Genomic DNA, 23,590 nt, shown 5'->3' with positions numbered 1-23,590 from the left:
TTAGGTGGGATGCAATTCATTTGTTTATATGTATACCTTATTACGTCGAAAGAAAACCTATTGCTAGGTTGCCACATTTAGCTAATGATTATTCAATTAGTCTTGAGACAAAAACATGGCGGATAGGTTAGCACCGTTGTCCAACGTTCCAGACGGGTACTTTCTACTTATGGTGAACTACTGTAATCTTTCTATAGTGTATTCTAAACGAATAGTAAAAGACTGAAGAACAGATCCTTATAGTGGATTGTCTTCAGTCACAAAGTATACAAATAATTTTATTCATTTTATTTAAATAGTGATGGGTTCTTTGTTCAAAGGTTCCAAGTCAACTTCGAAGCCCATATCTTCAAGCATTTTTTGATCTTGATCGTTTTCTTGGCCAGCTGTTGTGAGGTAATCGCCGATAAAGATAGAGTTCGCAGCGTATAGGCCTAGTGGTTGTAGGCTTCTTAGATTAACTTCACGTCCACCTGAGATGCGGATTTCTTTGCTAGGATTAATGTAGCGGAACAGACACAGGACTTTTAAGCAGTAACGTGGCTCCAGTTCTGATGTCCCTTCTAATGGAGTTCCATCCACTGCATGCAGGAAGTTTACAGGTATTGAGTCTGCATCCAGTTCGTTTAGGCTACGCGCCATGGAGATGATATCTTGCTTTGTTTCACGCATGCCGACGATGACACCTGAACATGGAGATATGCCTGCTTCTTTGGCAAGTCCTACAGTATTTACCCGATCATCGTATGTATGCGATGTAGTAATACTTTCGTGATGCTCTGCAGAAGTGTTCAAGTTGTGGTTGTAGCGATCGACTCCCGCCTCTTTCAAACGAGTCGCTTGTCCTGGTTTCAAAATACCTAGACAAGCACATACCGTCATGCCTTTGTGTTTCTCTTTAATCTGTTTAACAGACTCAATGACAATGTCCAGTTCACTGTCACGCGGTCCCCGTCCACTTGCTACAATGCAATAGGTGCCCGCTTTATTAGCAGCAGCACGTTCTGCACCTTCTAGTATTTCTTCCGATTTCATCATCGCATACTTTTCGACAGGTGCTTTTGAAATGATGGATTGTGCGCAATACCCACAGTTTTCTGGACATAATCCTGATTTCGTATTGATGATCATATTTAACTTCACTTTATTTCCAAAATAATGCGATCGAATTGAATACGTTGCGTGCAGTAATAATAGTAAATCTTCATCTGGGCTATTTAATATTGCGAGTGATTCCTCATCAGTTAATACATAACCTTCAAGTACTTGTGTAGCCAATCTTTGGTAGTTCATTATAACGTACGCCTCACTTTCAAGTGTTTTGACATTCTAAACGCGAATACGCCTGACAATACAGCAAGAATTAAATCTTTCGGCAGTGGAGGCATCATCCATAGCCAAGCAATCTTATAGGTAAACACGTCGGGTGCAGCAGCCCACATCTTGTACGCAAAATACATCCAACTTGTGCCTAGTATATAGTTGATTGCTGTAGCGACCAATGCTGCGGTAATAAAAGCAGACATGGTGTGTTTTCGCTCTACAATCTTTCCCGCTACATAAGCGATCAGAATAAATGTGAGAATAAAGCCAAACGTCGGACTCAAGATCTGACCGAAGCCTCCAGAAAATTTAGCGAAGACCGGCGCGCCCGCTAGCCCTATTAACATATAAACCGTCATCGATAACGCACCTAGACGACTGCCAAGTAATAGTCCTGATAAGATTGCGAAAAATGTTTGCAATGTGATGGGTACTCCACCAACTACTAAAAACGGCACGAAGGATGTAATATTCGCTCCAATCATCATTAACGCTGCGAACATCCCACTGTAGACAATAGTTAATGCGCTAAATCTACTTACCGGTCGTCTCTCTGTTGCTATTGTCATTACGACACCTCTTTTTATATTAGTTACCTCACAAATAATATCGGTTAACTCATTTATTGTCAACATAATTTATTATTTAGTTAACCAATAAAAGTAGACAAAAAAAGACTGCAGCATCACGCTGACAGTCTACTTCTTCTCATCAATCTGTTCTTCTTTTTCTTTTCGAAACAAAACACTTGAGATTAATCCACTAAATATAGCAGCCGCTATCGTAATGTACACACGCATATCATAAGCAACTTCCTCGTAACTGTTGCCTATCATAATCCAAGCAAGTGTACCTACAAGAACAGCGATTGGAAATGAGTATTTAAAGAATCGCATAATTCCTCACCTTTTTGAGTTGATTCTTGTATTTTATCATATATGCCACAATTTCTCTATGCTCTAACTCCGCACTTTGAACTTCACCAAACGTTCACTTGACGGTATCCAACAAAGCCGCTATGATATGGTTAGAATAATCGAAATAATTGAATAAGAAACATATCTTATCAAGAGAAGCCGAGGGACTGGCCCGTCGACGCTTCAGCAACCAGCCATTTTGGCAAGGTGCTACTTCCAGCAGTCTGTCAAATCGACACACTGAAAAGATGAGAGGGAACTAGTCATTGAGATTACAAAGCCTTCTAATATACTTGAAGGCTTTTTTTGATTAAAAAAAGCAAAGGGAGATGGAATTATGTCATTGCTCGAGAAACTACAAACAAATGTCCTAACGGCAGATGGTGCAATGGGGACGATTTTATATTCTTACGGAATTGATTACTGTTATGAAGAACTAAACATAGAAAAGCCTGAAATTATAGAGCAAATTCACCAAGATTACATCACAGCCGGTGCAGATATTATCCAGACAAACACCTACAGTGCGAACGCAAACAAATTAGCTCGCTACGGTCTAGAAAGTCATGTTACAGAATTCAATAAGGCAGCTATGAAAATTGCAAAACGTGCAGCGGCACCTGGCGGGCAATTTGTGCTTGGAACAATAGGCGGCTTGCGGGGGATACGTAAAAGCGATGCTACATTGGATGAAATAGAAAAAGTCGTACTAGAACAAGCCAATGCATTATTGGCAGGTGATCCTGATGGTCTTCTATTAGAGACGTATTATGACTTTGAAGAGTTATCATCCGTAGTTACAACATTAAAGAAAATCACGGATGTCCCATTGATTGCACAAGTTTCTATGCATGATCCCGGCGTATTGCAGAACGGACTTTCATTAAACGCCGCACTTCATCAGCTCGAGTCTCTTGGAGCAGATATCGTAGGAGTCAATTGTCGATTAGGTCCTTACCACACGATTCAAGCATTCGATAATGTGACATTACCGGAAAAAGCATTTTTATCCGCATATCCAAACGCCAGTCTATTAGATGTTGAGGATGGCCGTATTGTCTATGAATCAGAAGCAGAATACTTTGGACGCGCTGCCGTATTACTTCGTGATCAAGGCGTTCGGCTGATTGGTGGATGTTGCGGGACAACACCTAAGCATATTAAAGCTGCGAAAACACAGTTAGCGCGACTGACACCTATCACAGAAAAGGTTGTACAACCGGCAAAACCTATCGTGATTCATGAAGCGGGTCCTGCAAAACATCAACCTCTTCATGAAAAAGCGAAAACAGAGCGTACAGTAATTGTAGAACTAGATACACCACGCCACTTGGAAACGGACGATTATATCAAAGGTGCAAATATGTTATATGACGCTGGAGTTGACGCTATAACAATGGCAGATAATTCACTTGCTTCCCCTCGCATCAGCAACATGGCGATGGGCTCGATCGTTAAGATGCAACATAATATCCGCCCGCTTGTACATTTAACGTGTCGGGATCACAATCTTATCGGCTTACAATCACATTTGATGGGGCTTGATGCATTAGGTATTCACGATATCCTAGCTGTAACAGGCGATCCGACAAAAGTTGGGGACTTCCCCGGTGCTACAAGTGTCTACGATGTATCCAGCATGGAGTTATTGCAATTGATTAAGAAATTGAATGAAGGGATTTCATTCTCTGGTAAGCCGTTGCGCAAGAAAGCCAGCTTCTCCATTTCAGCAGCTTTCAATCCGAACGTACGTGTAATCGATCGTGCTGTACAACGGCTTGAGAAGAAAATTGAAGCGGGTGCGGACTATTTCATCACTCAGCCAGTTTATACGAAAGAAAAGATTATCGATGTATATGAAGCAACAAAACACTTGGATACACCGATCTTCATCGGTATCATGCCATTGACGAATATACGAAATGCAGAGTTCCTGCATCACGAGGTACCGGGCATCAAGCTTTCAGAAGATGTGTTGGAAAGAATGCGTGAATGCGGAGAGGATCGCGAAAGATCAACTGAAACAGGTCTTGAAATCGCAAAAGAATTGATAGATACAGCGGCACAATATTTTAATGGGCTGTATCTCATCACACCATTCCTGCGCTACGATATGACATTAGAGTTGTATGAGTATATTAAGAAAATAGACCAGCAGAAGGAGAGGGAATTAACACATGCAGAGACATCCTATTGAAGAACAACTAGATAAACGAATCCTGATCATTGATGGTGCGATGGGGACGATGCTGCAAGCGGAAGATTTCTCGACGGAAGACTTCGGCGGAGAAGAATACGATGGATGTAATGAATACATGAGTGTGTTACGCCCTGACGTCTTGGAGAAAATTCACGATGAATATTTAGAAGCCGGTGCTGATATCATTTGTACGAATACATTTGGCGGCACTCCCCTAGTACTAAATGAATTTTCACTTGGTCATCGTGCAGATGAAATTAATGCAAAGTCTGTAGAGATAGCGAAAAAAAGTGCGGCGAAGTTTTCTACTCCAGAATGGCCACGTTTTGTCGCAGGTGCGATCGGACCTACGACAAAAACGCTTTCGGTCACGGGCGGTATTACGTTCGATGAACTATCCAATGATTTTTATGTACAGGCTAAAGCGCTTATAGAAGCAGGCAGTGATTTGATACTGATGGAAACGAGTCAGGATATGCTGAATGTGAAAGCTGGAACAATTGGTATTAAAAAGGCATTTGAAGAGCTTGGACGCGAAATTCCTATCATGATTTCAGGTACGATCGAACCGATGGGTACAACACTTGCTGGACAAAGTATTGAAGCATTCTATATTTCCATTGAACACGTCCATCCACTTTCGGTGGGTTTAAACTGTGCGACAGGTCCAGAATTCATGACGGACCATTTGCGTTCATTATCGGACTTAGCGACAAGCTACGTAACCTGCTATCCAAATGCGGGATTGCCAGATGAGGAAGGACATTATCATGAATCTCCTGAATCACTATCGAAAAAACTGGAAGGCTTCGCTGAAAAAGGTTGGTTGAACATGGTGGGCGGCTGCTGCGGTACAACGCCTGATCATATTCGTGCAATACGTGAGGTAGTTAAAGATAAGGCTCCACGCAAGATGCCCGAAAACCCTCATGGTCATGCTATTTCAGGGATCGAACCTTTGCTTTACGACGATACATTGCGTCCATTATTAATTGGTGAACGTACAAACGTTATCGGTTCACGTAAATTCAAACAACTAATTGTAGAGGAAAAGTTTGAAGAAGCTGCTGAAATCGCACGAGCACAAGTAAAACGTGGTGCTCACGTATTAGATATTTGTCTTGCGAACCCTGACCGTGATGAATTGTACGATATGACTCGTTTCATGAAAGAAGTCGTGAAAAAAGTCAAAGTTCCTCTTGTCATCGACTCTACGGACGAAAACGTTATTGCGGAGGCGCTGAAATTTTCGCAAGGTAAAGCAATCATTAACTCTATTAACTTAGAAGATGGTGAAGAACGCTTTGATGCTGTACTTCCTTTAGTAAAAAAATATGGAGCAGCTGTCGTTGTAGGAACGATTGATGAAATCGGGATGGCAGTTACGAGAGAACGTAAACTAGAAGTCGCCTTGCGTTCTTATGATTTACTCGTCAATAAATGGGAGATCCCACCAGAAGATATCATTTTTGATCCACTTGTCTTCCCTGTTGGTACAGGCGACGCGCAATACATCGGATCAGCGGTGGAGACGATTGAAGGAATTCGATTAATCAAAGAAAAACTACCGCGCACCTTAACGACTCTCGGTGTCAGCAACGTATCTTTCGGGTTACCTCCTGTTGGTCGTGAAGTGTTGAATGCCGTGTATTTGTATCACTGTACACAAGCAGGTCTGGATTATGCGATTGTAAATACAGAGAAACTTGAACGCTTTGCATCGATTCCAGAAGCAGAAATCAAGCTGGCAAACGACTTGCTGTTTACAACAACTGATGAAACATTAGCTGAGTTTACGGATTTCTATCGTGGGAAGAAAAAAGAAAAGTCAGAAGATGACATTCCAAAAACCGTGCCTGATCGTCTTGCATACTATGTAGTGGAAGGTACAAAAGAAGGTTTAATTCCTGACTTGGAAACAGCTTTAAAGACATATGATGAACCACTCGATATCATCAATGGTCCTTTAATGAAAGGAATGGCTGAAGTTGGACGACTATTCAATGATAACCAACTGATCGTAGCTGAAGTTCTTCAAAGTGCTGAAGTCATGAAAGCTTCTGTTTCCTATCTTGAACAATTTATGGATAAGAAAGAAGACGATAGTGGGAAAGGCAAGATTATTCTTGCAACTGTAAAAGGTGACGTACATGATATCGGAAAAAACCTCGTGGAAATCATCTTAAGTAATAACGGATTTAAAGTAATAGACATCGGTATTAAAGTTACTCCAGCTGCATTAATTGAAGTGATTCGTAAAGAAAAACCAGACATCGTAGGACTATCAGGACTTCTTGTAAAGTCTGCACAACAGATGGTGTTGACGGCACAGGACTTTAAGGCAGCAGGAATTGACACACCGGTAATGGTAGGTGGAGCTGCATTAACAAGACGCTTTACTGAAACAAAGATTGCACCCGAGTATGACGGCCCTGTTATTTTTGCAAAAGACGCGATGCAAGGCCTTGATTTAGCAAACCGTCTCCAAAGTAATGACAAAGGCACGCTACTCGAGGAATTAGCAGATAGTATAGAGAAACGTGAAACCAATGATGCGATTAAAGCAAGTCGAGGTACTTCAGCGGTTGCAGTGAAGCCACGTCCTGTGAAAACGGTACGCACCGATGTTCCTGTATTCACCCCAACTGATTTACGCAGACGGGTCGTGAAAGATTACTCGGTTGCCCACCTACATCCTTACGTAAATATGCGTACACTTATTGGTCACCACTTAGGCCTACGAGGAAATGTCGATAAAATGCTTGAAAGAAAAGAAGAACGCGCAGTACAACTTCATGACATGGTGACTGGATTCTTGAAGTCCGACAAGATGAGAGCTTCCGGTATTTATCAATTCTTCCCAGCCCAAGCAGACGGCGATGACGTAATCATTTATCATCCGAAAGATTCAAAAACTGAAATTGAACGATTTACGTTCCCGCGTCAAGAAAAAGACCCATTCCTATGTTTGGCTGATTACTTGAAAACAGTGCAAAGTGGCGAAATGGACTACGTTGCATTCATGCAAGTGACCGCTGGTAAAGGGGTCCGTGATTATGCAAACAAACTGAAGGAAGAAGGAAAATTCCTTGAAAGCCACGCATTCCAAGCAACTGCATTGGAATTAGCGGAAGGTTTCGCTGAACGGATTCACCAAGAAATTCGTGATCAATGGGGATTCCCTGACCCAACAGACTTTACCATGCTCGAACGTTTCGCAGCTAAATACCAAGGTCAGCGATTCTCATTCGGCTACCCTGCTTGTCCAAATCTAGAAGATCAAGCTAAACTCTTCCGCCTCATCAAACCGGAAGATCACGGCGTCGTGCTAACCGAAGAATTCATGATGGAACCAGAAGCATCCGTATCAGCCATCGTCTTCGCACACCCCGACGCACGATACTTTAACGCATAACCCTAATGCTAAAAGCGCCGTCTAGACTCGATAGGCGTTAGAAGAAATACCACAAAGGTGCTCTTTACCTTTGTGGTATTTCTGAAACGTCCCGAGAGTCTGGCGCTTGAAGCTGGATGACCCTAATGCTAAAAGCGCCGTCTAGACTCGATAGGCGTTGGAAGAAATACCACAAAGGTGCTCTTTACCTTTTTGGCATTTCTGAAACGTCCCGAGAGTCTGGCGCTTGAAGCTGGATGACCCTAATGCTAAAAGCGCCGTTTAGACTCGATAGGCGTTGGAGGAAATACCACAAAGGTGCTCTTTACCTTTTTGGCATTTCTGAAACGCCCCGAGAGTCTGGCGCTTGAAGCTGGATAACCCTAATGCTAAAAGCGCCGTCTAGACTCGACAGGCGTTGGTAGAAATAAAAGAATCCGCCATCTCTGAAATACTAGAGTTGGCGGATTCTTCATATTAAAAAATGATTAGCGGCACCTTCTGCGGCGGTGACAACCTTCGCCACCCCACATACCTCCATATCCCGGCCCTCTTCCTGGCATGATAGTAGAGCCCATAACATTTTCAGTAGTTTCTGTATAGTAGTGCTGTGGCACACCGACTACGTGGTGTCGATTCACATTCACGATCGGATGAATAAATGGCATTTCCTGTTTAGTGAAGCAATCGTTAAAGCGATATTGCGGTGGGCAAAAAACGGGTTGAAAACCTTGCTGACCATGCATACCTTGATGATGCTGATGGTGTCCCCATCCCTGCTGACCATGTCCGCCTGACATTCCACAATGTCCTTGATTCATTTCTCCACCTCCTTATACCTTATTACATGCGAGCTAACACATTTGTTACGGGCTACCGCCATAGTATAGTGAAAAATAAATAGCAATGACCTTTATCATTAGAGATAAAAGTCATTGCTATTTTGTTAATAAGCTATTTATAACTCACAGCTTCTCCGTATAGAAGGCTACTCATAACCTAGACTATTTTCTATTGATTCTGGTTTCTTCACAATAAATTTACACCCGTTTAATGCGCTATGGACCGGAGCACCTTCACCTACCATGTTCTCAGAGTGTAAAAAGTCAGAGTCGCGACGCAACGCCAGCTCAGCTGGATGAATGTATTGGCGTTTCATACCTTTCCACTCCTTCTTTTTTATATGATATGATGCACAAGACAAATCGATCCTAATCATCTTCTCTTATATACTAACCACAAAGTAATTCACTCTATTCAGTTTAATGAGCATGAGTGAAGTTAAAACTATGTGGGTATAGTACGATATCACCTATTTTTAAAGGAGAGAATATATATGAAACGAAATAGAATTATACTATTTGATGGCGAATGTAACTTCTGTGATGCAAGCGTTCAGTTTATTATTAAACGTGATCCATACAAACACTTTTCATTCGCTTCGTTACAAGATGATGTAGGTAGAAAACTTCGTAAGGACTATCAAATTCCTGACAACGTTGATAGCTTAGTATTGATCGAAAATGGGAAAGCTTATACAAAGTCAGGCGCAGCCTTGCGTATCGCAAAAAAACTGGATGGTTTATGGCACTTGGCATTTCTATTCGTAGTCATCCCACCAGCAATCCGCGATATCGTCTACGACTATGTTGCAACAAACCGATATAAATGGTTCGGTAAAAAGGAATTATCCTGCATGTTGCCTTCACCTGAGGACCGTCAACGTTTTATGGCATGAAGTGTTTAATCATTATAAAGCCCTGATGCAGTAAATAAAAAAACTGAAAACAAACTCCCACTTTTTGAGAGTTGCTTCCAGTCCTAGCCTTCCTATTGCATGGAAGGCTTTTTTATGAAGTAAATTCCTTATATTCCTCGTCGGTAAAAGCACGAGATCTAGTTAAGAAACGTTTCCCTTCCACTCCTTCGAGCGAAAACATTCCCCCACGTCCGTCGACTACATCAATAATCAGCTGCGTATGTTTCCAATACTCAAACTGGCTTTTCATCATATAGAATGGCATACCACCAATATGACCAAGCAAGATATCCTGATTACCTACAATCAAATCTCCGTCTTCGTAACACATCGGAGAAGATCCATCACAGCAACCGCCAGACTGATGGAACATCAAAGGACCGTGCTTATCTTTTAACAACTTTATAAGAACCAACGCTTTTTCTGTTGCGATTACTCGATCTGGCATAGGATTTCCTCCATTCACTTTGAATCCTCCAGATAGATTCGATTAAAAGAATCCTAGTTTACTTTCGTCGTAACTAACGAGCATGTTCTTCGTCTGCTGATAATGTGCCAGCATTTGCAAGTGATTTTCACGTCCGATCCCTGAAGCTTTATAGCCACCAAATGCAGAGTGTGCCGGATACGCATGATAACAGTTCGTCCATACGCGTCCTGCCTGAATTCCGCGACCGAAGCGGTACGCCGTATTCATATCACGCGTCCATACACCTGAACCTAGTCCATATAATGTGTCGTTCGCAATTTCTAACGCTTCTTCTTTATCTTTGAATGTTGTAACCGCTACTACGGGACCGAAAATCTCTTCTTGGAAGATCCTCATTTTATTATGCCCTTTAAATACAGTCGGCTTCACATAATACCCCTCTGCAAGATCCCCTTCGAGTTTGTTCTGCTCTCCACCCGTCAGACATTCTGCGCCTTCTTGTTTTCCGATATCCAAGTAGGAAAGAATTTTTTCCAGTTGTTCAGTAGATGCCTGAGCACCCATCATGACTGTTGGATCCAATGGATTACCCGTCTTGATCGCTTTAACACGCTCAAGTGCACGTTCCATAAACTTGTCGTAAATGGATTCCTGAATTAGCGCTCGGGACGGACATGTACAGACCTCCCCTTGATTCAAGGCGAACATAACAAAACCTTCGACTGCTTTGTCAAGGAACGCATCATCTTTCGCCATTACATCTTCAAAGAAAATGTTCGGGGATTTCCCGCCCAGTTCTAATGTGACCGGAATCAAGTTTTGAGAAGCGTACTGCATGATCAGACGACCTGTTGTCGTCTCGCCAGTAAAAGCGATTTTATTAATTCTCGGATTGGACGCTAGGGGTTTTCCGGCTTCCAGTCCAAAACCGTTGACGACGTTTAAAACACCTGCTGGTAGTAAATCTTCGATTAATTCTACCAATACCAAAATAGACGCTGGTGTTTGCTCAGCTGGTTTTAACACGATACAGTTTCCTGCCGCCAATGCCGGGGCAAGTTTCCATACTGCCATTAGAATCGGGAAGTTCCAAGGAATAATCTGACCCACGACTCCTAATGGCTCATGGAAATGGTAGGCTACTGTGTCGTTATCAATTTGACTGACTCCGCCTTCTTGTGCACGAATTGCAGAAGCAAAGTATCTGAAATGATCTACTGCAAGTGGAAGATCGGCATTCAACGTTTCACGGACAGCTTTTCCGTTATCCCATGTTTCAGCTACAGCCAGCATTTCCAAATTCTCTTCAATACGATCTGCTATCTTCAGCAATATATTCGAACGTTCAGTGACTGATGTTTTTCCCCATGCATCTTTCGCCGCATGAGCAGCGTCCAGAGCCAGTTCAATGTCTTCTTCCGTAGATCTCGCCACCTGGGTAAATACCTTACCTGTAAGTGGTGTTGGATTATCGAAATACTGGCCTTTTACTGGTGTCGTCCACTTGCCACCAATAAAGTTATCATAGCGTTCCTTGAACTGAACTTTTGAACCTTCTGTATTCGGATTTGCATAAACTAGATTTTCTGAAGCTTGTACCATACTGCGTCACACTCCCTGTTCTCTCATTTTTCTATTAGTCTAGTGCAATCATTTTTGCACACAGAGCTACTATACGAATCTCTATAGAACTTTATGCGAATTGAATGCGCTTACATGTAGTATCTTTTATAATAGCGGAAGATTCCATTTCTTTCAACTAAATACTTTTCACTTTAAATATACGGCAGAAGTTTCGCCAATTACACTGGCTGGAACTAACTTATTTACTATTCATAATCCAACTGTGCGATAAAAAAATTCAATGTAGAATATTTTCATTCTATACCTTCGAAAGAAAAAACCCTGTTTTCCCCTATATAAGCGGTAAAACCAGGGTCTTTTATTCCCAAGAAAAGAGTATAGATGCCAAGATTGATTTATAAAGCTCAATCGCTATCCACTCACATAGTGCAGGTCAGACAAATAGAAATCGCTTATTCCATTAGTTGTGTTGTCATTCTTTATCGTTCAATCGTCTCTTTATATGATTTTCTATCTGAGGAAAGCTTTGTAACACGCACCTTCAAGTTTCGAATAGAATCCTCGGTCAACTCCAATTTACCTTCCTTATGATGCTTCTTCCACTCTTTAACGTTTTTTCTATATAGTTTCTCTGAAAGATGATAAATATCAACGTCTATTGTTAAAGCATCCTCATACGTTTCCTTAATTTCACTTTCCACCACTTTTTCTATCTCTTTCCGAATTCGATCTGTCGTAATATCTTTTCCCATTTCACTGACAGTTGCCGATAAATCGACATTAATATCAAACTTCACTTCTCCCTTTCCAGTAATCGGCTTGATTTTCACCTTCACCTTATCAATGATCATCGTAAAATAATTTCCTCCGTCCAATTTAAAGGTAACTTGGCCCCTTTTCGTATTATTTGACATCCATTGTATTCCTCGGGCTTTGTCACCTGAGATAAATCCCTTGAAGCTGGTAGGGGTAATTACACCCACCCCTGACAAAACCGGTGCTTTAATAGGCTCCTGCATAGACTTCCAATTTTCCTCCACTGAAATTAATGGAATCATCGCTTCATGGCCAGGCTCATCCAGTCCGATTAGTAACTGTCGAATATTTAGTGGCTGTATGAAAGATTCTTGTTCATAGGAGTTCTTGGGATCACCAAGCTTAGACAATGTGATTGATTTATTAAGAACGGGTCTTAATAAAAGAACATCTTGCACGGGATCTTTCGTGGTGTACAGCCAAATTTGATATCTTGTTTCCTTATAGCGAATAAAACTATCAATAACCGGACTTAATTTCCCTTTAACCATCACGTCTTCTGATGCAACAATATAAGAAAGATGACCCCAAAACAATTTTTGATCTACTGAATGATATAATTCAAAAAGCGCTTCATCCATTGTATTGCCTGTGGCATGTCCAACTTCCGCTTGCACGGCTCCGATATCAATGGGTTGCTCGCTATTTGCTGTATTAGCAAAACTGACAAGTTGCACATACACTTCGTATTTTCCATCCTTAAAATCCACACCGACCCCATTGATATAAAGCATTCTTTCCGGCTCATTAGAATCCACACAGCCAGAAAGAACTGCTGAAAGGATTGCCAAAACTAGCGCAAGTATACGTGCAGTCATTTTCCACCTTCTTTGTTCCGTGTTTTATCCTTGGGACTTAGCATATTCGGACGCTTTTTATATTGTTTGGGATATAAACGCAAAAGCGACTTCTGTATGGTCTCCCAGCTTAAATCCGTCGCAATATTCATGTAAGGCACCCCGAATGTTCGAATACTAGCTAAGTATAGAACGGTAAAATAGAGCGCCATAAGGAATCCAAACAGTCCAAAAAAGGATGTTAAGATAATGAAAAATATACGTAGTATACTCACGGATCCCACCAACGATTGGTTAACCAACGTAAATGTCGAAATCGTTGAAGCCGCTATAACGACAATCATAGCGGGACTTGTAATTCCTGCCCGAATGGCGGCATCTCCAATAATTAACCCACCCACAACGCCAATCGTTCCTCCAAGTGCAATTGGAAGACGTAAGCCTGCCTCACGAAATAATTCAAACATGAGTAGCATGAGTAGCATTTCAAGTGTTGTAGGCAACGGCAGTCCCGTATTAGCTTTCACGACTGTCGCTAATAATAGAAGGGGCAATTGATCTTGATGAAATGTTGTTAATGCGAGCCAAAGTGCCGGTAAAGTTATACCTATCGACAAACCAAAAATACGCAATATTCGTTCCAACGAACTATAAATAGCTATATTCTCATTATCATCACTTGTTTTAACAAGTAAAAACAGGTTTATGGGCAAAATTACAGCATAGGCCGCCCCATCAACAAAAATGAGAAATCTACCTCTTGCTAGTGATTGAATCGCATTATCGGGTCGACCTGTATAGTTAGTTCTTGGGAAGAGTACGCCCTTAATATCCATACTCTCCATCAGTAAGTCCGGGCTGAATACGATATCCATATCAACTTTTTTTATCTGATTTTTTATACTATTTAACGTCTCTTTACTAGCGATATCGTCAAAATATAGAAGAGCTACTGTCGTTTTAGTTCGCTTCCCCAATTCAAATTTTTCCACACTCAATGAACTCGTTGGTAAACGCTTCCGGATTAGCGCGATATTGACCGAAACATCTTCAATAAAATTATCCCTAGGCCCTTTAACCGGTGCTTCTAATTTTGTCTCTTCGGGATTTCGGTTTGGTTTTTTTGCAATATTACTTGAAAAGAGAAGACCAAACTCCTCAAAATATAGAAGCAAATTTCCGGTGTATACGAGTGTACCCGCTTCATTTATGTCTTCCACTCTTTTTAAATCCGGTATGTGTAATTGTGCTACAATGGCTTCTTCTGTCGTTACATCCTTCAAATGATTCATCATAAGCTGAACACGTTGAACAATGACTTCATTCAGCAATTGCTGATCGATCATGGCATTACATGTAATGAATACTACTGGACGTTCATTGAACGTGTACGATTGAAACTGAACATCCGCGGACTTTAGAAACAATTGTTTCATGGAATTTATATCTATTTCCTTTTCATCCGACTTCATGGTTCTTCACCATTTTCTGTATAGATTTTATGTTCTGACTTTTCTAGATGGTTTTCTTGAAATCAAAGCAATAACGACTAAAAAGAAAGATAGAAAGAGCATGAAGAATAAAGTGATGATCAATACATAATCTCCTTTAATGGTATGAAAAAGACGATCATCCAAAAGAGATAACGACAACGTCATAAAGAAAAAAGCGGGGGCAAGTATTTTCCAAATACGCTGTTTGTCTCCTGTCATATTTAACAAGTCCGCTGCTATGAATAAAAGAAGCCCCACTCTTATGAATGCACCTGACAACCATTGATAAATTGAAGCAAAATCAAAATGCTCGATAAACCGCCCAACCGATCCCAGTCCCCATTCTTCATAGGCGGGAAATCTTTGTTTTATCGCTTCGGTTGGACCAAACTCCGTTATGGCTCCAATGGTAGGACCCATGGTCAAACCCATTAAAATGAAAAGCATAATAGCGAAATGATACCACCGCATCCGATCTTTGACTTGTTGTTGTATGAACAAGAACAACAAAATCTCGACAAATCCGGATGCTGCAAACATCGCGGTAGTGAGTACAGGTTGAAATCCATGTTCCAAAAAAGGTTGAAGCAACTCATAATTTTTCACTTGCATATTCGTAAATGCAATAAAAAAACCTAAAATAACGATCCAAAATAAAATAAGTACATTAACCATCGCAATCGTTTGTAAGTTTGTGGTGACAAGTAGGATACATAAAATGGTGTAAACGATTACCAACGGCAGCATAGGCGTTTCTGGCAGAAAAGTTGACACCATCCAAAATAATGTCTCACCCATTGTAAATGCGGCCATAATAATTAAAAAGAAAGCCGTTACATACCGGAATATGGCTGTAGCGACTTTCCCGATGTTCGTCTCCAACCACTTTGTTAACGGTTGTTGATTTGATTTTTTATGGATGTAAAGTACGAGAAAAAGCCAAGGAAAGATTGCAATAGTTGCAACTAGAATAGATATCCATCCATCCCTTCCCGCCCCTTTCACCAATGACGGGATAATAGTCACATGATTTTTCAAACCAATTATTGTCATCGACAGGAAAATAACATGCAAGACACTTATAGAACCGGTTTTTTTCATACGAAAACCCTCTAACGTTTTTATATCATTTAGCTTTGACAATAATAGATAAAATTATACTTACTAGACGATAGAATAGAGGGGATGGATAATACTATTTTCTCAACTGCATTAATTACATGTGGTATAACGCCAATAATTATCTCCCAGCACACCTGACAAATACGCTAATCCTTCACTTTCAGTACGATGGACGGAACGCCAGTCCTCTCCGTCAAGCGCTAAATAAATTTCATGATGAGGTGCATCATTATGATAGCCAACCAGGTCAATGTTCCCTTCCTGATCCACATGAGCTTTCACTTCATAATGAATTGGCGGTGAAGTGGTTAATGGATTGCCTACGTCATGATTGATTGTAAAATGAACTTCTGTCGATTTCCCTTCCAACCGATCAATGTCTATACCATCTACAGACGCATGGTCATGACGCTTATACCGTTTCATCGTATTCAAGCCGATTGACGGTCCCGTGGCTTTCGTAAATTGCAATGTACTGTCTCCCCCGATAAACTCTCCTTCTATATCCACACGGGTACGGAAGCTTTTCCCTTCTGGATTAAAGTCCCGATCATCTCCTGTAAAGTATGGTATCGGTGAAAAGAGATTCGGATTCTTTATAATATCTTCCTTTAAAAATGTCGTATAACGGAACTTCCACTGTTCCACTTCTTTTGTCTTTTTCCTGTCAGCTACCGGTTTTAGTAATTGATTCCGCTGCTTTACCCGTACAGAAAAAGTGTAGATTTCTTCTGTCGGTTTATTCTCAAGATTTCGAGGCATAATCACTTCATACACTTTTGATGCGATCGATTTACTGACATTCATTTTCTGATTGCTGTCAATCAATGGACGCGTTGCCGCGACACTATATACTACCGACTCAGAAAGACTTGTCTCACGATCAATAAAACGATTATCAGTAATTGTCTCGATGTATTGTCCGTTGCGGTAAATATCAAACTTCTCTACGTCCTTAATCCACTCCCATGACAGTGCAATTTGTGATGGGGCGACAATCGTTGTAATGACTAAGCGTTGTAAAGGATGTTCATCTTCCTGTACTTCTGTTAGGGCGGACGTCTGGATAACAATCACATCTTGAACCCGTCCTTCCTCTACTCGTTCCACTGTATATTGAAAAGGATGTGACGGGTCTAATTCACCATCCGTAAACTTTGGAGCCGTTCCTTCATATACTTGCCTGTCATTTTTATAAACACGATAATAACCACCTGTGTCACTCCATGTGAATGATATATCATCCAATGAATGAACCATCTGTTGAATTTCAAATAATTTCTCCATTTGCGATCTGCTCCCTTTTATCTATTTCATCTGAAACAGTTATACGCCTTCAGATAATTATGTAACATTCAGCATATCGTTATACCTCTTTGTCTATTCGGAATCGCTCATTTCCAAATACTTAGACCTTCTAATCCCAGTATTATTTCAACCTTTTTCATGTATATGATATAATTAGCCTGTCTGATACATAGCCACCACTAGGGGCGCCTTCTTTTCGGCTGAGATGCGATTACGCAAACCCTTTGAACCTGATCTAGCACATACTAGCGGAGGGAAGTGGGTAGTTTTCATACCCAATTGCCCATCTATGCATGGGTTTTTTGTATATATACCTTTAAAGGGAGGAAAAGAAACATGCAGCTTATTCAAGAACTTCGTCAAAGGCAACCGCTCGTTCATTGCATTACAAATTTTGTAGTCGCGAATTTCCAAGCAAATGGTTTACTTGCAATAGGCGCTTCTCCCGTTATGGCGGATGCAGTAGAAGAAGCAGAAGATATCGCTAGAATTGCCTCTTGCAGCATTTTAAATATTGGCACATTGAAGCAACAAACAGTAGATGCAATGATTTTGGCAGGAAACAGTGCCCGCGCAGTAGGAAAACCCGTCGTACTAGACCCTGTGGGTGCAGGCGCCACAGCTTTTCGTAAAGCTAGCGTCCTGAAAGTACTGAACGAAGTAGACGTCACACTGATCCGTTGTAATGCAGGGGAACTTGCTGCAATTGCAGATGTTCCATGGGCCGCCAAGGGTGTTGACGCAGGTGAAGGTTCTGCCGACATCAAAAGTATAGCGACAATGACTGCTCGCAAGTATAACTGTCTGGTTGCAGTATCAGGCGAAGTGGATATTGTCACGGATGGTGATTCCACATTATCCATTACAGGCGGTCACCCCATGATGACTACCATTACAGGTACGGGGTGTTTACTTAGTTCTATCACGGGTGCTTTTCTCTCTGTAGGAATGGAGCATCCCTTGGAAGCCGTAGCAGATGCACTTTCATTTTATAAACGGGCTGGTGAACAGACAGCAAAAATTTCACGTGGTCCTGGCGACTTTGCTGTGAACTTCATAAATACATTACATACATTGGATAGAGAATCGAAAACATTTTCAACCTAATAGACAGGAGGTTTTTCAATTGACAGTACAAGTAGCATTGACCATTGCCGGTTCGGATAGCGGAGGTGGCGCAGGAATTCAAGCCGACTTAAAAACGTTCCAGGAACTAGGTGTATTTGGCACTTCTGCTATAACCGCGGTGACTGCTCAGAACACACACGGTGTTCACGGTGTTTATCCAATACAAACAGAAGGAGTAATAGCACAAATACGTGCAGTACTTGATGATTTTGATGTAAAAGCATGTAAAACCGGGATGCTGTTTTCTGCAGAAATTATTACTGAAGTAGCTACGCTATTAAAAGAATACCCTTCGTTTCCATTAGTCATTGACCCTGTCATGATTGCAAAGGGAGGACAAACTTTATTGCAACAACAGGCGATTCAAGCATTAAAAGAGCATTTGTTGCCACTGGCTACCATTGTGACTCCGAATATTCCTGAAGCGGAAGTACTGACCGGAATGAAAATACGAACAGATGAAGACATTCAGCAAGCCGCAGCTGCTTTTATCCAAATGGGAGCGAAAGCCGTCGTTATGAAAGGCGGCCACCGTAATGATGTGTTGGACGCAAAGGATTATTACGCGGACGAAGAAGGTCAGTCATTCACTGTAACTACACCTTGGATCCAAACTAAAGACACACATGGAACCGGATGCACATTTGCAGCGGCGTTGACAAGTTTTCTAGCTAAAGGCTATTCCTTGACGGATGCAGTTGCCGAAGCGAAGCAATTCATACAAGCCGCGATTGAAAATGGCTTGAAGATCGGTTCAGGCCATGGACCGACAAATCATTGGGCATATGGTGATCTAAAAAAGGAGATACACTGATGTCAAATATAGGATTGAAGAAAGCATTAGGTTTATATTTTGTAATGGGCACACCAAACTCAGGGAATCAAGATCCATTAGCAATAGTGGAAGCAGCTCTTCGCGGGGGTGTCACATGTTTTCAGTTGCGTGAAAAAGGATTACATGCCCTCGAAGGCGAAGCTTTGCTCGGGTTTGCCAGAAAGTGTCAGGCGCTATGCAGATTGTATCGCGTTCCTTTCATCATCAATGACGATGTGGATCTTGCATTGGCAATTAATGCGGACGGGGTTCATGTAGGACAAGATGATGAACGGGCAGACAGCGTGCGTCAGCGAATTGGTCCGGATAAATGGCTTGGGGTTTCGACTCACAATGCACAAGAAGTACAAATTGCACAATCCATTGGCGCGGATTATGTAGGACTGGGTCCGATCTATCCGACGTCAACCAAACTTGATGCTTCGGCAGTTGTCGGTACCACTTTAGTAGAAGAAATTCATACTACTTTCCCTGATATGCCGATAGTCGCTATAGGCGGAATTACGCTGGCTACAACCAGCTCTATTATCCAAGCCGGAGCAGATGGTGTAGCCGTTGTTTCTGCGATCGCATCGGCTAAAGATCCACTGTATGCAGCAAGTGATTTAGCAAGAACAATATACTCCTTGTTGGAATGAATGGGGTTCGTATGAATACACGTAGAATGATTTTCATGACAATGTTTGTAGCCATCGCAGTTGCCGGCTCTGCATTCGTTTCATTCCCTGCTGGTATCGCCAGAGCATATCCCATACAGCATGCTGTGAATGTCGTAGTGGCGATTATAATGGGGCCTGGAGCTGCCGTGATGGTAGCGTTTATGACAGGACTCGTACGTTTATTGACAGGGACAGGTTCACTGCTCGCGTTTCCAGGCGGAATGATCGGTGCACTTTTAGCTGGCGTACTCTATCAGCGTTTCAAAAGAAATTGGAGTGCGGGTATTGGAGAAATTATTGGAACCGGTTTGATAGCACCATTGTTTGCGGTGCCTTATGCCAAAATTTTGATGGGCACTACCGTCACTGCCTTCTTCTTTCTACCCCCTTTTCTTGTATCGACAGTGAGTGGTACAATTATCGGCCTATTATTGGCTCCAAGACTGTTGAAATTGAAGATTTTTAAAGATTTGCAGTAACACCAAGATGTAAGTCAAAATGGTGGGGATCAGTGATGAGATCCAATTTGCGTTCCAGCACGTTGATCAACGATATCTTCCCTCTTCCAAATCAAATAGTTTAAAAAATAAGATCCGCAGAGAATATCTCTGCGGATCTTTTGTCGATTTCCCGGGAAATAGAGTGTGTTATTTCCCCGTATGATTATAATATCTCTTCATTTCGTCTGCAGGCACCATATTTCCGCCCGTTCCCCATACAAGGTGCGTTGTGTTTTTGAAATCTGCTGACGGTAATTTAGACTGTATAACTTGTACAGGCCCTGTCATACCAGCAAGTGCTGAAGGTTCTAACCAGATGTCTTCACTATCCGCCAGCTTTTTCAGGAGCGTGAACAATGTCTGATCTTCTACCGTATAGCATCCTGTGAGGAATGGTTCCATCGTTTTCCCGACAAATGCGGACGCTGTACCGACTGCTAAACCATCAGCTGCAGTTTTATTGTCCAGGCCAAAATCTGCAACTGAGACTTGGTCGTGCATTCCTGTCATCATTCCAATCATCATACACGGCGAGTGTGTTGGTTCAGCAAAGAGGCAATGCACATGATCGCCTAATGCCAATTTTAATCCGAATGCCACGCCACCTGGTCCTCCGCCTACACCGCAAGGTAAATAGACGAATAGCGGATGTGCTTCATCGACAATAATATTTTGCTCTTTCAATTGTGCTGCAACACGTTCTCCTGCCACTGCATACCCCATGAATAAATCGATCGAGTTTTCATCGTCCACAAAGTGACAAGACGGGTCAGCCTCTGCCTGACGTCGGCCTTCTTCTACCGCTTTACTGTAATCATCGATATACTCAACCACATGAACACCTTTTGAGCGCAATAAATCCTTTTTCCACTGTTTGGCATCGGCTGACATATGCACCGTTACATGGAAGCCAAGTTTTGCACTCATAATACCAATACTCAATCCCAGATTCCCTGTCGAGCCTACTGCGATTTTGTGCTTCGCAAACAACTCACGGAATACCGGTGTATCAAATTGGCTGTAGTCTTTTGTAGAATCGAGCAACTGACTATTGATCGCAAGCGTCTCTGCATGCTTCAAAACTTCATAAATACCACCACGCGCTTTGATTGACCCTGAAATTGGCAACGCATTATCCTGCTTTAATAAAAGCTTTCCCGGGATCTGGATAGCGTACGCTGTTTCAAGTTCTCGCTTCATCTTTGGAATCGGGGTTAATGGAGATTCAATGACACCTTTATCCGTATCGGGAAAGGCTTTCGCCAAATAGGGAGCAAATCGTTCTAGGCGATCGCTGGCATCTACTATATCGACTTTTGATAAATGCGTCTTCAACAGACCCGCCGCTACCCATTCGACAGAAGGGTTACACCATAACACTTCCTTCTGCTCTACTACGCTTTGTAATAAGGGTAGCTTTTCAAGCCATTCACTTTGCGTCTTCTTATTCACTTACCAATCACTCCTCGGTTATAAATGTATGTCCACACAAATTTCACTCGAACCAGCCTTTTTCATTGAATAACGTAATCGCCTCAATACGATTACGCACTCCGAGTTTATCCAGTATTGTGGAGACATAATTACGAACAGTACCGGGTGATAAAAACAGTTCAGCCGCAATCTGTTTCGTTGTCTTCCCTTCGGACACTAACTTAAGTACTTGGACTTCCCGCTCAGTCAGCGGATTCTTCTCTTCTTCTTTCATATCAAATGCCATGTCGATTAATTCTGGTGCATAAATGCGGCGTCCTTCAATAATAGAATGAATCGATTTCACCAGTTCTTCGATCGGATTGTCTTTCAGTAAATATCCACGAACTCCTGCGTTCCGCGCTCGTTCAAAATAACCTGCTCTAGCAAATGTCGTCAGAATAATAATTTGACAGTCCATATCTTGTAGTTCTTCTGCTGCATCCAAGCCAGTTTTAATCGGCATTTCAATATCCATTATACAAATATCAGGCTGAAGACTTTTCACCAAATCTACAGCTTCCTGACCATTTTTAGCCTTACCTACTACTTCCATATCTTCTTCCAGGTTCAACAACGACCCTAATGCACCGAGCAGCATTCCTTGGTCTTCTGCAATTACAATGCGGATCATACGTTACCCCTCCTTTATTTGCTTTAAGACAGCAGGTACCATGATTTTCAGTTGAGTTCCATTGTCACTTTTGATCGACAGTTTACCGTTGACGAACTCTAATCGTTCCTTCATGCCATCGAGTCCATTCCCCGGTAAATTCACGCCGTTTTGCGCAATACTAATTCCATTGTCGTTTATTCTAATTACGAATGCCTTTTCTGTCTGTTCAAATATAATACAACATCGCTTTGCATAGCTGTGTCTCACTACGTTATTGATTGCTTCTTTCAAACACATTACAAGTACGTTTTCTACAATAGGTGAAACGTCGGGGAAATTTGGATTACCTTCTATATCGACTTCGATTTCAGCGGCCTTCAGCATTTGTTGGACGCGCACTAGCTCATCTTTAAGTTTCACACGCCGCATACCACTAACAAGAACTCGTACTTCTTTTAATGCTGTACTAGAAATTTGACGTATATCTTGAATCTCTGCTTTTGCTGACTCGATATCTCGATCCATCAATCGAGATGCCAAGTCACTCTTTAAACCAATCATGGATAACTTTTGTCCAAGCGTATCATGGAGATCACGAGCAATACGCTCACGCTCTTGAATGATCATCAATTCTGATATCCGTTCCCTTGCAATCTCCAACTGATCTTGGAGTAAATCTCGTTTTTGACGGTTGTATAAATTGAATGGCAATAATACTACACCGATAACCGTGATAATAACAAAGTGTATTTGTGGCAAAAATAATTCAATTTCCAGAAAGAACCCTGCAACGATTGCCCCTATTAAAATAGCAATATGTAATCCATAAATAATAAAAAAGCCGACTGGTCGTCTAATATTTCCAATTGAGAAAGCAATGAATAATGACAGGTACACATAGCCAAATAACAATGTCATTACGACCGTAATGACAATTTCAAAGCTGATCCACATATACATAAGACCATTTTTTGACTTGGCGGAAAAATAATATGATAGAAAAAATAACACTAGTAATATAATACCTATTGTTAAATTAAAGGGAGATGCACTTCGTAAAATAAAAAAGAAAGGCAATATACAAAATACAACCCAAGCATAAATACTTAGCCATGGGCTTTTCGGGAAAACACTATACCAGCTATACATCAGTTCTCATCGCCATCCTTTTCGTTTCATTGTAACAAATAATTTCTCTACTCGCTTCTTAAAGATATAAGGACAAAATAAAAAGGC

At 41.5% G+C, this 23,590-nt stretch carries 21 protein-coding genes and 2 riboswitches; of the genes, 7 read left to right on the top strand and 14 right to left on the bottom strand.

Annotation, left to right across the window (positions count from 1 at the left end; translation table 11 throughout):
• Positions 1-291 precede the first annotated feature (291 nt).
• The 3 genes from bioB to CSV70_RS02970 form a co-directional block, all read right to left on the bottom strand.
• The gene (gene bioB / locus CSV70_RS02980; RefSeq protein WP_143560426.1) at positions 292-1,293 is read right to left on the bottom strand and encodes a biotin synthase BioB; all 1,002 of its coding nucleotides are present in this window, start codon (positions 1,291-1,293) and stop codon (positions 292-294) included.
• Positions 1,293-1,892, bottom strand: a complete 600-nt coding sequence (locus CSV70_RS02975; protein WP_099629210.1) for a biotin transporter BioY — start codon at positions 1,890-1,892, stop codon at positions 1,293-1,295. The genes bioB and CSV70_RS02975 overlap by 1 nt, the downstream gene beginning before the upstream one ends.
• A 129-nt stretch (positions 1,893-2,021) precedes the next feature.
• On the bottom strand, positions 2,022-2,219 hold the full coding sequence (locus CSV70_RS02970) for a hypothetical protein (RefSeq protein ID WP_085132042.1): 198 nt from the start codon (positions 2,217-2,219) through the stop codon (positions 2,022-2,024).
• A gap of 164 nt (positions 2,220-2,383) precedes the next feature.
• A riboswitch (SAM riboswitch) is annotated at positions 2,384-2,495 on the top strand.
• Positions 2,496-2,577: 82 nt separating this feature from the next.
• Between CSV70_RS02970 and CSV70_RS02965 the strand changes: the two genes are divergently transcribed.
• Positions 2,578-4,437 carry a bifunctional homocysteine S-methyltransferase/methylenetetrahydrofolate reductase gene (locus CSV70_RS02965; protein WP_085132043.1) on the top strand — a complete coding sequence of 620 codons (1,860 nt, stop codon included), beginning with the start codon at positions 2,578-2,580 and terminating at the stop codon, positions 4,435-4,437.
• Positions 4,418-7,855, top strand: a complete 3,438-nt coding sequence (gene metH, locus CSV70_RS02960; RefSeq protein WP_099629209.1) for a methionine synthase — start codon at positions 4,418-4,420, stop codon at positions 7,853-7,855. The genes CSV70_RS02965 and metH overlap by 20 nt, the downstream gene beginning before the upstream one ends.
• 467 nt (positions 7,856-8,322) lie before the next feature.
• On the opposite strand, the gene CSV70_RS02955 is transcribed toward metH, so the two are convergent.
• Both CSV70_RS02955 and CSV70_RS16420 read right to left on the bottom strand, forming a co-directional pair.
• A complete protein-coding gene (locus CSV70_RS02955; protein WP_085132045.1) occupies positions 8,323-8,655 on the bottom strand; it encodes a hypothetical protein in 333 nt (110 codons plus the stop codon).
• Between the two features lie 167 nt (positions 8,656-8,822).
• The gene (locus tag CSV70_RS16420; RefSeq protein ID WP_157111238.1) at positions 8,823-8,993 is read right to left on the bottom strand and encodes a hypothetical protein; all 171 of its coding nucleotides are present in this window, start codon (positions 8,991-8,993) and stop codon (positions 8,823-8,825) included.
• 177 nt (positions 8,994-9,170) lie between these two features.
• Here CSV70_RS16420 and CSV70_RS02950 point away from each other — a divergent pair, with 177 nt between their 5' ends.
• A complete protein-coding gene (locus tag CSV70_RS02950; protein ID WP_085132046.1) occupies positions 9,171-9,572 on the top strand; it encodes a thiol-disulfide oxidoreductase DCC family protein in 402 nt (133 codons plus the stop codon).
• 112 nt (positions 9,573-9,684) lie between these two features.
• On the opposite strand, the gene CSV70_RS02945 is transcribed toward CSV70_RS02950, so the two are convergent.
• The 6 genes from CSV70_RS02945 to CSV70_RS02920 all read right to left on the bottom strand — a co-directional run bounded on the left by CSV70_RS02945 (position 9,685) and on the right by CSV70_RS02920 (position 17,122).
• Complete coding sequence (locus CSV70_RS02945) at positions 9,685-10,041, bottom strand: DUF779 domain-containing protein (protein WP_085133592.1); 357 nt, start codon at positions 10,039-10,041, stop codon at positions 9,685-9,687.
• Positions 10,042-10,083: 42 nt separating this feature from the next.
• Positions 10,084-11,625 carry an aldehyde dehydrogenase gene (gene adh / locus CSV70_RS02940; RefSeq protein WP_099629208.1) on the bottom strand — a complete coding sequence of 514 codons (1,542 nt, stop codon included), beginning with the start codon at positions 11,623-11,625 and terminating at the stop codon, positions 10,084-10,086.
• A gap of 461 nt (positions 11,626-12,086) precedes the next feature.
• A complete protein-coding gene (locus CSV70_RS02935; protein WP_085132048.1) occupies positions 12,087-13,241 on the bottom strand; it encodes a Ger(x)C family spore germination protein in 1,155 nt (384 codons plus the stop codon).
• Positions 13,238-14,692: a spore germination protein gene (locus CSV70_RS02930; protein ID WP_085132049.1), complete on the bottom strand. Its 1,455-nt coding sequence runs from the start codon at positions 14,690-14,692 to the stop codon at positions 13,238-13,240. The genes CSV70_RS02935 and CSV70_RS02930 overlap by 4 nt, the downstream gene beginning before the upstream one ends.
• 27 nt (positions 14,693-14,719) lie before the next feature.
• Complete coding sequence (locus CSV70_RS02925) at positions 14,720-15,814, bottom strand: endospore germination permease (protein WP_099660799.1); 1,095 nt, start codon at positions 15,812-15,814, stop codon at positions 14,720-14,722.
• A 111-nt stretch (positions 15,815-15,925) separates the two neighbouring features.
• Positions 15,926-17,122 carry a DUF3238 domain-containing protein gene (locus tag CSV70_RS02920; protein ID WP_085132051.1) on the bottom strand — a complete coding sequence of 399 codons (1,197 nt, stop codon included), beginning with the start codon at positions 17,120-17,122 and terminating at the stop codon, positions 15,926-15,928.
• Positions 17,123-17,314: 192 nt separating this feature from the next.
• A riboswitch (TPP riboswitch) is annotated at positions 17,315-17,417 on the top strand.
• 62 nt (positions 17,418-17,479) lie between these two features.
• Here CSV70_RS02920 and thiM point away from each other — a divergent pair.
• From thiM to thiW, 4 genes are read left to right on the top strand one after another with little or no spacing between them, the layout of a single operon-like run.
• On the top strand, positions 17,480-18,250 hold the full coding sequence (gene thiM / locus CSV70_RS02915) for a hydroxyethylthiazole kinase (protein WP_099660798.1): 771 nt from the start codon (positions 17,480-17,482) through the stop codon (positions 18,248-18,250).
• A 19-nt stretch (positions 18,251-18,269) separates the two neighbouring features.
• A complete protein-coding gene (gene thiD / locus CSV70_RS02910; protein WP_099660797.1) occupies positions 18,270-19,085 on the top strand; it encodes a bifunctional hydroxymethylpyrimidine kinase/phosphomethylpyrimidine kinase in 816 nt (271 codons plus the stop codon).
• Positions 19,085-19,744, top strand: a complete 660-nt coding sequence (gene thiE, locus CSV70_RS02905; protein ID WP_099660796.1) for a thiamine phosphate synthase — start codon at positions 19,085-19,087, stop codon at positions 19,742-19,744. The genes thiD and thiE overlap by 1 nt, the downstream gene beginning before the upstream one ends.
• An 11-nt stretch (positions 19,745-19,755) precedes the next feature.
• Entirely contained in the window at positions 19,756-20,244 is a 489-nt protein-coding gene (gene thiW, locus CSV70_RS02900) for an energy coupling factor transporter S component ThiW (RefSeq protein ID WP_085132055.1), read from the top strand.
• A 168-nt stretch (positions 20,245-20,412) separates the two neighbouring features.
• Here thiW and CSV70_RS02895 read toward each other — a convergent pair whose 3' ends face one another.
• Genes CSV70_RS02895 through CSV70_RS02885 form a run of 3 tightly spaced genes read right to left on the bottom strand, consistent with a single transcriptional unit; the run spans position 20,413 to position 23,503 of the window.
• A complete protein-coding gene (locus tag CSV70_RS02895; protein ID WP_099628519.1) occupies positions 20,413-21,717 on the bottom strand; it encodes a D-serine ammonia-lyase in 1,305 nt (434 codons plus the stop codon).
• A 43-nt stretch (positions 21,718-21,760) separates the two neighbouring features.
• Positions 21,761-22,372: a response regulator transcription factor gene (locus CSV70_RS02890; RefSeq protein WP_085132057.1), complete on the bottom strand. Its 612-nt coding sequence runs from the start codon at positions 22,370-22,372 to the stop codon at positions 21,761-21,763.
• A gap of 3 nt (positions 22,373-22,375) precedes the next feature.
• Entirely contained in the window at positions 22,376-23,503 is a 1,128-nt protein-coding gene (locus tag CSV70_RS02885; protein ID WP_085132058.1) for a sensor histidine kinase, read from the bottom strand.
• Between the last annotated feature and the right edge of the window lie 87 nt (positions 23,504-23,590).

This window comes from Sporosarcina sp. P25, from assembly GCF_002743235.1.
In the GTDB taxonomy this organism is placed as follows: Bacteria; Bacillota; Bacilli; order Bacillales_A; family Planococcaceae; genus Sporosarcina; species Sporosarcina ureae_B.
This window is presented reverse-complemented; position numbering and strand designations above follow the sequence as displayed.

Bases quoted from the DNA above. Each gene is read 5' to 3' on its own strand.
- CSV70_RS02890 (WP_085132057.1), bottom strand. From the start codon at position 22,372: ATGATCCGCATTGTAATTGCAGAAGACCAAGGAATGCTGCTCGGTGCA.
- CSV70_RS16420 (WP_157111238.1), bottom strand. From the start codon at position 8,993: ATGAAACGCCAATACATTCATCCAGCTGAGCTGGCGTTGCGTCGCGAC.
- CSV70_RS02935 (WP_085132048.1), bottom strand. From the start codon at position 13,241: ATGACTGCACGTATACTTGCGCTAGTTTTGGCAATCCTTTCAGCAGTT.
- CSV70_RS02975 (WP_099629210.1), bottom strand. From the start codon at position 1,892: ATGACAATAGCAACAGAGAGACGACCGGTAAGTAGATTTAGCGCATTA.
- thiM (WP_099660798.1), top strand. From the start codon at position 17,480: ATGCAGCTTATTCAAGAACTTCGTCAAAGGCAACCGCTCGTTCATTGC.
- thiE (WP_099660796.1), top strand. From the start codon at position 19,085: ATGTCAAATATAGGATTGAAGAAAGCATTAGGTTTATATTTTGTAATG.
- CSV70_RS02970 (WP_085132042.1), bottom strand. From the start codon at position 2,219: ATGCGATTCTTTAAATACTCATTTCCAATCGCTGTTCTTGTAGGTACA.
- CSV70_RS02945 (WP_085133592.1), bottom strand. From the start codon at position 10,041: ATGCCAGATCGAGTAATCGCAACAGAAAAAGCGTTGGTTCTTATAAAG.
- CSV70_RS02930 (WP_085132049.1), bottom strand. From the start codon at position 14,692: ATGAAGTCGGATGAAAAGGAAATAGATATAAATTCCATGAAACAATTG.
- CSV70_RS02950 (WP_085132046.1), top strand. From the start codon at position 9,171: ATGAAACGAAATAGAATTATACTATTTGATGGCGAATGTAACTTCTGT.
- thiW (WP_085132055.1), top strand. From the start codon at position 19,756: ATGAATACACGTAGAATGATTTTCATGACAATGTTTGTAGCCATCGCA.
- CSV70_RS02920 (WP_085132051.1), bottom strand. From the start codon at position 17,122: ATGGAGAAATTATTTGAAATTCAACAGATGGTTCATTCATTGGATGAT.
- adh (WP_099629208.1), bottom strand. From the start codon at position 11,625: ATGGTACAAGCTTCAGAAAATCTAGTTTATGCAAATCCGAATACAGAA.
- CSV70_RS02965 (WP_085132043.1), top strand. From the start codon at position 2,578: ATGTCATTGCTCGAGAAACTACAAACAAATGTCCTAACGGCAGATGGT.
- bioB (WP_143560426.1), bottom strand. From the start codon at position 1,293: ATGAACTACCAAAGATTGGCTACACAAGTACTTGAAGGTTATGTATTA.
- CSV70_RS02885 (WP_085132058.1), bottom strand. From the start codon at position 23,503: ATGTATAGCTGGTATAGTGTTTTCCCGAAAAGCCCATGGCTAAGTATT.
- CSV70_RS02925 (WP_099660799.1), bottom strand. From the start codon at position 15,814: ATGAAAAAAACCGGTTCTATAAGTGTCTTGCATGTTATTTTCCTGTCG.
- metH (WP_099629209.1), top strand. From the start codon at position 4,418: ATGCAGAGACATCCTATTGAAGAACAACTAGATAAACGAATCCTGATC.
- CSV70_RS02955 (WP_085132045.1), bottom strand. From the start codon at position 8,655: ATGAATCAAGGACATTGTGGAATGTCAGGCGGACATGGTCAGCAGGGA.